This window comes from Streptomyces sp. NPDC089919 (assembly GCF_040684615.1).
Taxonomy (GTDB): Bacteria; Actinomycetota; Actinomycetes; order Streptomycetales; family Streptomycetaceae; genus Streptomyces.
This window is the reverse complement of record NZ_JBFBGK010000212.1, coordinates 1-4,306: the sequence shown is the minus strand read 5'-3', so window position 1 is coordinate 4,306 and position 4,306 is coordinate 1. Positions and strand designations below refer to the sequence as shown.

General features: G+C 73.5%; 4 protein-coding genes. 3 read left to right on the top strand and 1 reads right to left on the bottom strand.

Annotated elements, in window-relative coordinates; translation table 11 throughout:
• Positions 1–193: 193 nt before the first annotated feature.
• On the bottom strand, positions 194–1,198 hold the full coding sequence (locus tag AB0O40_RS37635; RefSeq protein ID WP_365050816.1) for an EamA family transporter: 1,005 nt from the start codon (positions 1,196–1,198) through the stop codon (positions 194–196).
• A gap of 122 nt (positions 1,199–1,320) precedes the next feature.
• Here AB0O40_RS37635 and serC point away from each other — a divergent pair, with 122 nt between their 5' ends.
• The 3 genes from serC (at position 1,321) to AB0O40_RS37620 (ending at position 4,244) form a co-directional block, all read left to right on the top strand.
• Positions 1,321–2,439: a phosphoserine transaminase gene (gene serC, locus AB0O40_RS37630; protein ID WP_365050813.1), complete on the top strand. Its 1,119-nt coding sequence runs from the start codon at positions 1,321–1,323 to the stop codon at positions 2,437–2,439.
• A gap of 337 nt (positions 2,440–2,776) precedes the next feature.
• Positions 2,777–3,616, top strand: coding sequence for a hypothetical protein (locus tag AB0O40_RS37625; RefSeq protein WP_365050810.1), 840 nt, complete (start codon positions 2,777–2,779; stop codon positions 3,614–3,616).
• On the top strand, positions 3,609–4,244 hold the full coding sequence (locus tag AB0O40_RS37620) for a class F sortase (RefSeq protein WP_365050808.1): 636 nt from the start codon (positions 3,609–3,611) through the stop codon (positions 4,242–4,244). The genes AB0O40_RS37625 and AB0O40_RS37620 overlap by 8 nt, the downstream gene beginning before the upstream one ends.
• The last annotated feature ends 62 nt before the right edge of the window (positions 4,245–4,306 follow it).

Here is a 4,306-nt window from a genome sequence, read left to right as displayed (position 1 = left end):
GCCGCCCACCGGTTTCGGGAAGGGGCGGGGTGGGGCCGGCTCCGCGCAGCGGCCGGGCGCGGGCCCGGACCCCGCGCCTCAAACGCCGGCGAGGCTGGATTTGCCGGGTCCCCGGCCCAGCGGGACGCAATGGGTGGGCCGGGCCACGGAGCGGAGGCCCGCAGGTCGGCCGGGGGCGGCGGCGGGGTAGGGGCTAGCGGGGGCGGGACTGGGAGCGGATGGCTCCGATGCTGGCGGCGATGACGAGGGCTATGGCCACCGCATCGGTGGGCGAGAGCGCCTGGGACAGCACCAGCAGCCCCGCCAGCGCAGCGATCGCCGGCTCCAGGCTCATCAGGACCGCGAAGGTCGGCGCCGGCAGCCGACGCAGGGCCAGCAACTCGAGGGTGTACGGCAGGACCGAGGACAGCAGCGCCACCCCCAGCCCGAGCAGCAGCGTCGACGGCACCAGCAGGGCCGTACCCGACTCCGCGATCCCCAGCGGCAGACTGACCACGGCCGCCACCGCCATCGCCAGCGCCAGCCCGTCGGCCTGCGGGAAGCGCCGCCCGGTCCGGGCGCTGAAGACGATGTACGCCGCCCACATCGCCCCGGCCCCCAGTGCGCAGGCCGCCCCCACCGGGTCCAGCGAGCCGAAGCCGGCCCCGCCGACCCCGCCCAGCAGTGCCACCCCGCACAGCGCCAGCCCCGCCCACAGCAGGCTGGCCAGCCGCCGCGAGGCGACCACGGACAGCGCCAGCGGGCCCAGGACCTCCAGGGTCACCGCGGGGCCCAGCGGGATGCGGTCCACCGCCTGGTAGAAGAGGCCGTTCATCCCGGCCATGGCGAGGCCGAAGGCGATGACGGTGGTCCAGTCGGACCGCCCGTACCCGCGCACCTTCGGCCGGCAGACCAGCAGCAGCACCACGGCCGCGGCCAGCAGCCGCAGCGAGACCACCCCGGCGGCCCCGGCCCGCGGCATCAGCGTGACCGCGACCGCGGCGCCGAACTGGACCGAGATGCCGGCCGCGATCACCAGCGCCACCGGCCCGAGCGAGCCCAGCCGCCCTGCCACCCCGCCACCGCCCCGCGTACCGGGCAGCTCCGTACCCGGCCCGCCCACCGCCCCGGCGGCACCCGCCGGGCCGCCCACACCCGTCCCGGAATCGGGCAGGGAGACGGGCGCGGCAGGCTCAGCGGCGGGGGCGGAATGAGTCATTCATTCAGACTAAGCCCCTTGTAAGGAGCATTTCTCCGTGTTTTCGCTTACAACCCCGGGCAGACGTCTCACCCGATGGACTCGCCGGATCCGCACCCCCGGGGACCCGCTACGCTCCGCTCGTGGCTGAGATCCAGATTCCCGCTGACATCAAGCCCGCCGACGGTCGATTCGGCGCGGGCCCCTCCAAGGTGCGGACTGAAGCGCTGGACGCGCTGGCCGCCACCGGAACCTCCCTGCTCGGTACCTCCCACCGCCAGGCCCCGGTCAAGAACCTCGTCGGTTCGGTCCGGGACGGCATCCGCGACCTCTTCTCGCTGCCCGAGGGCTACGAGGTGATCCTCGGCAACGGCGGCTCCACCGCCTTCTGGGACATCGCGACCCACGGTCTGATCGAGAACAAGTCCCAGCACCTCACCTTCGGCGAGTTCTCCTCGAAGTTCGCCAAGGCCGCCAAGCTCGCGCCCTGGCTCGCCGACCCCAGCGTCATCTCCTCGGAGCCGGGCACCCACCCGGAGCCGGCCGCCGAGGCGGGCGTGGACGTCTACGCGTACACGCACAACGAGACCTCCACCGGTGTCGCCGCCCCGGTCAAGCGGGTGGCCGGCGCCGACGAGGGCGCCCTGGTGCTGGTGGACGCCACCTCCGGCGCGGGCGGCCTGCCCGTGGACATCACGGAGTCGGACGTCTACTACTTCGCCCCGCAGAAGAGCTTCGCCTCGGACGGCGGCCTGTGGCTGGCCGCCTTCTCGCCGGCCGCGCTCGAGCGCGCCGCCCGGATCCACGCCTCCGGCCGGCACATCCCCGAGTTCTTCTCGCTGCCGACCGCGATCGACAACTCGCTCAAGAACCAGACGTACAACACCCCCGCGCTGACCACCCTCTTCCTGCTCGACGAGCAGCTGAAGTGGATGAACGCCAATGGCGGCCTCGCCTGGACCACCGCCCGCACCGCCGCCTCCGCCTCGGCGCTGTACGGCTGGGCGGAGGAGTCCAAGTACGCCAGTCCGTTCGTCACGGACGCGGCCAAGCGCTCCTCGGTCATCGGCACCATCGACTTCGCCGACGAGATCGACGCGGCCGCGATCGCCAAGGCGCTGCGCGCCAACGGCATCGTGGACACCGAGCCGTACCGCAAGCTGGGCCGCAACCAGCTGCGGGTGGCGATGTTCCCGGCCATCGACCCGTCGGACGTCCAGGCCCTGACCGCCTGCATCGACTACGTGATCGAGAAGCTGTAACCGCCGGGGCGGCCCGTACGGAGCGCCCCGAACCGCACGCATCCGGACCCCCGGTGACCGACCGTCACCGGGGGTCCGGTCGTTTTCCGGCCCGGGCCGGACCGGCCGGAAGGACCAGACCGGCCCGGTGCCGCCCGGGACCTTCGTCCCAAAAATCCCGGCAAAGGGGCCGTAAACGGCCCGCCCAGGCGCCGCCCGCGACCTGCGCGGACCCCCTCGGGACCTTCGGCGACGCCCCCTCCGGGCCGCCCCGGCGGCCGCAACCGAACGCACCGGATGTCGCTCATGTCAGGTGTGCCGGGAATCAACCGGCCCGGCCCTTTCAGGAGGATTCACCATGCGCAAGGCACTCACCGTCCCGGCGATCGCTCTCGCCGCCTCGCTGGCGCTCGCCGCCCCGGTCGCCGCGTACGCCGCCGACGGGACCACGAACCCGGACGCCTCCCCCACCGCCCCGGCCGCGCACGCCAGCCTCATGCTCTCCGCGGCCACCGCCAAGCCGGGCGACACCCTCGAGGTCGACGTCCGGGCGCCGGCCGGCTCCACCGCCCTCGCCGTCTCCTCCGAGGCCCTGGGCGACGTCACCCTGCACCCGACCGGCAACAAGGGCACGGAGGTCGACGGCGAGTGGACCGGCCGCGCCACGGTCGCCAAGGTCGCCGACGGCAACTACGGAGTGGCCCTGACCGGCGCCGCCCCCGACGGCACCAAGCTCCAGGCCTCCGTCCATCTGACCGTGAAGGCCGGCAAGCCCACCCCGCCGCCGGTCCCCACCACCTCCTCGGTCAGCCTCTCCGCCGACCACGGCGCCCCCGGCGACAAGATCAAGGTCACGGTCCGGACGGACGTCAAGAACGCCGACGCGTACGTCCGCTCGCTCGCCTTCGGCGGCACGGTCCGGCTGCACCAGAGCGGCCACGGCGTCTGGACCGGCACCGCGGTCGTCGCCAAGGACGTCAAGCTCGGCTACTACGGCGTGGATGCCTTCGCGGGCGGCAAGAAGTTCGACACCGTGAAGTTCACCGCCACCCCCGGCCAGCACGGCGGCGGGGACGACCGGCACGACCACAAGCACGTCACGCCGGTCCAGCCGCTCAAGCCCGCCGAGCACAAGACGCCCAAGGGCTCGGTCAACACCGGTCTGGCCCCGATCGGCGTCGTGACGAGCAATGACTGAGCACGCACCGCGCCACCGGGGCGCCCGCCCCGCGCGCCTCAAGCGCGGGGCCGCCCTGGCCGGGGCCACGACCCTCGCGGTCGCCCTGGCCGCCGGCTGCTCGGCCGCCCATGACGGCGGCGCCGGGGCCGCGGCCCCGCCGGTGAAGGCCGCGGCCGCCTCGGTGCTCGCGCCGTCCGTGCCGGACCGGATCGAGATCCCGGACATCTCGGTCGACGCGAAGCTCGACACGGTCGGCCTGGACTCCGACGGCGTGATGCAGGAGCCGGACTTCGCCAAGCCGATGGACGCCGCCTGGTACAAGCAGGGGCCCACCCCCGGCGAGAAGGGCGCGGCGGCGATCGTCGGGCACATGGACACGCCGACCACCCGCGAGGCGGTGTTCTACAACCTCAAGAAGCTGAAGAAGAACGAGCGGATCGAGGTGCACCGGGCGGACGGCGGCACCGCCGTCTTCGCGGTGGACCGGGTGGCGACGTACAAGAAGGACGCGTTCCCCACCGACAAGGTCTACGGGGCCACCAAGGACGCCGAGCTGCGGCTGATCACCTGCGGCGGCAACCTCACGGCGGACCGGCACTGGGACTCGAACGTGGTGGTCTTCGCCCACCTGACGGGCAAGGCCTAGCCCGGACTCCATGCCCGGGGCGTGCACCAGCAGCAGGACGTCGAAGTCGCCGCTGACCAGCG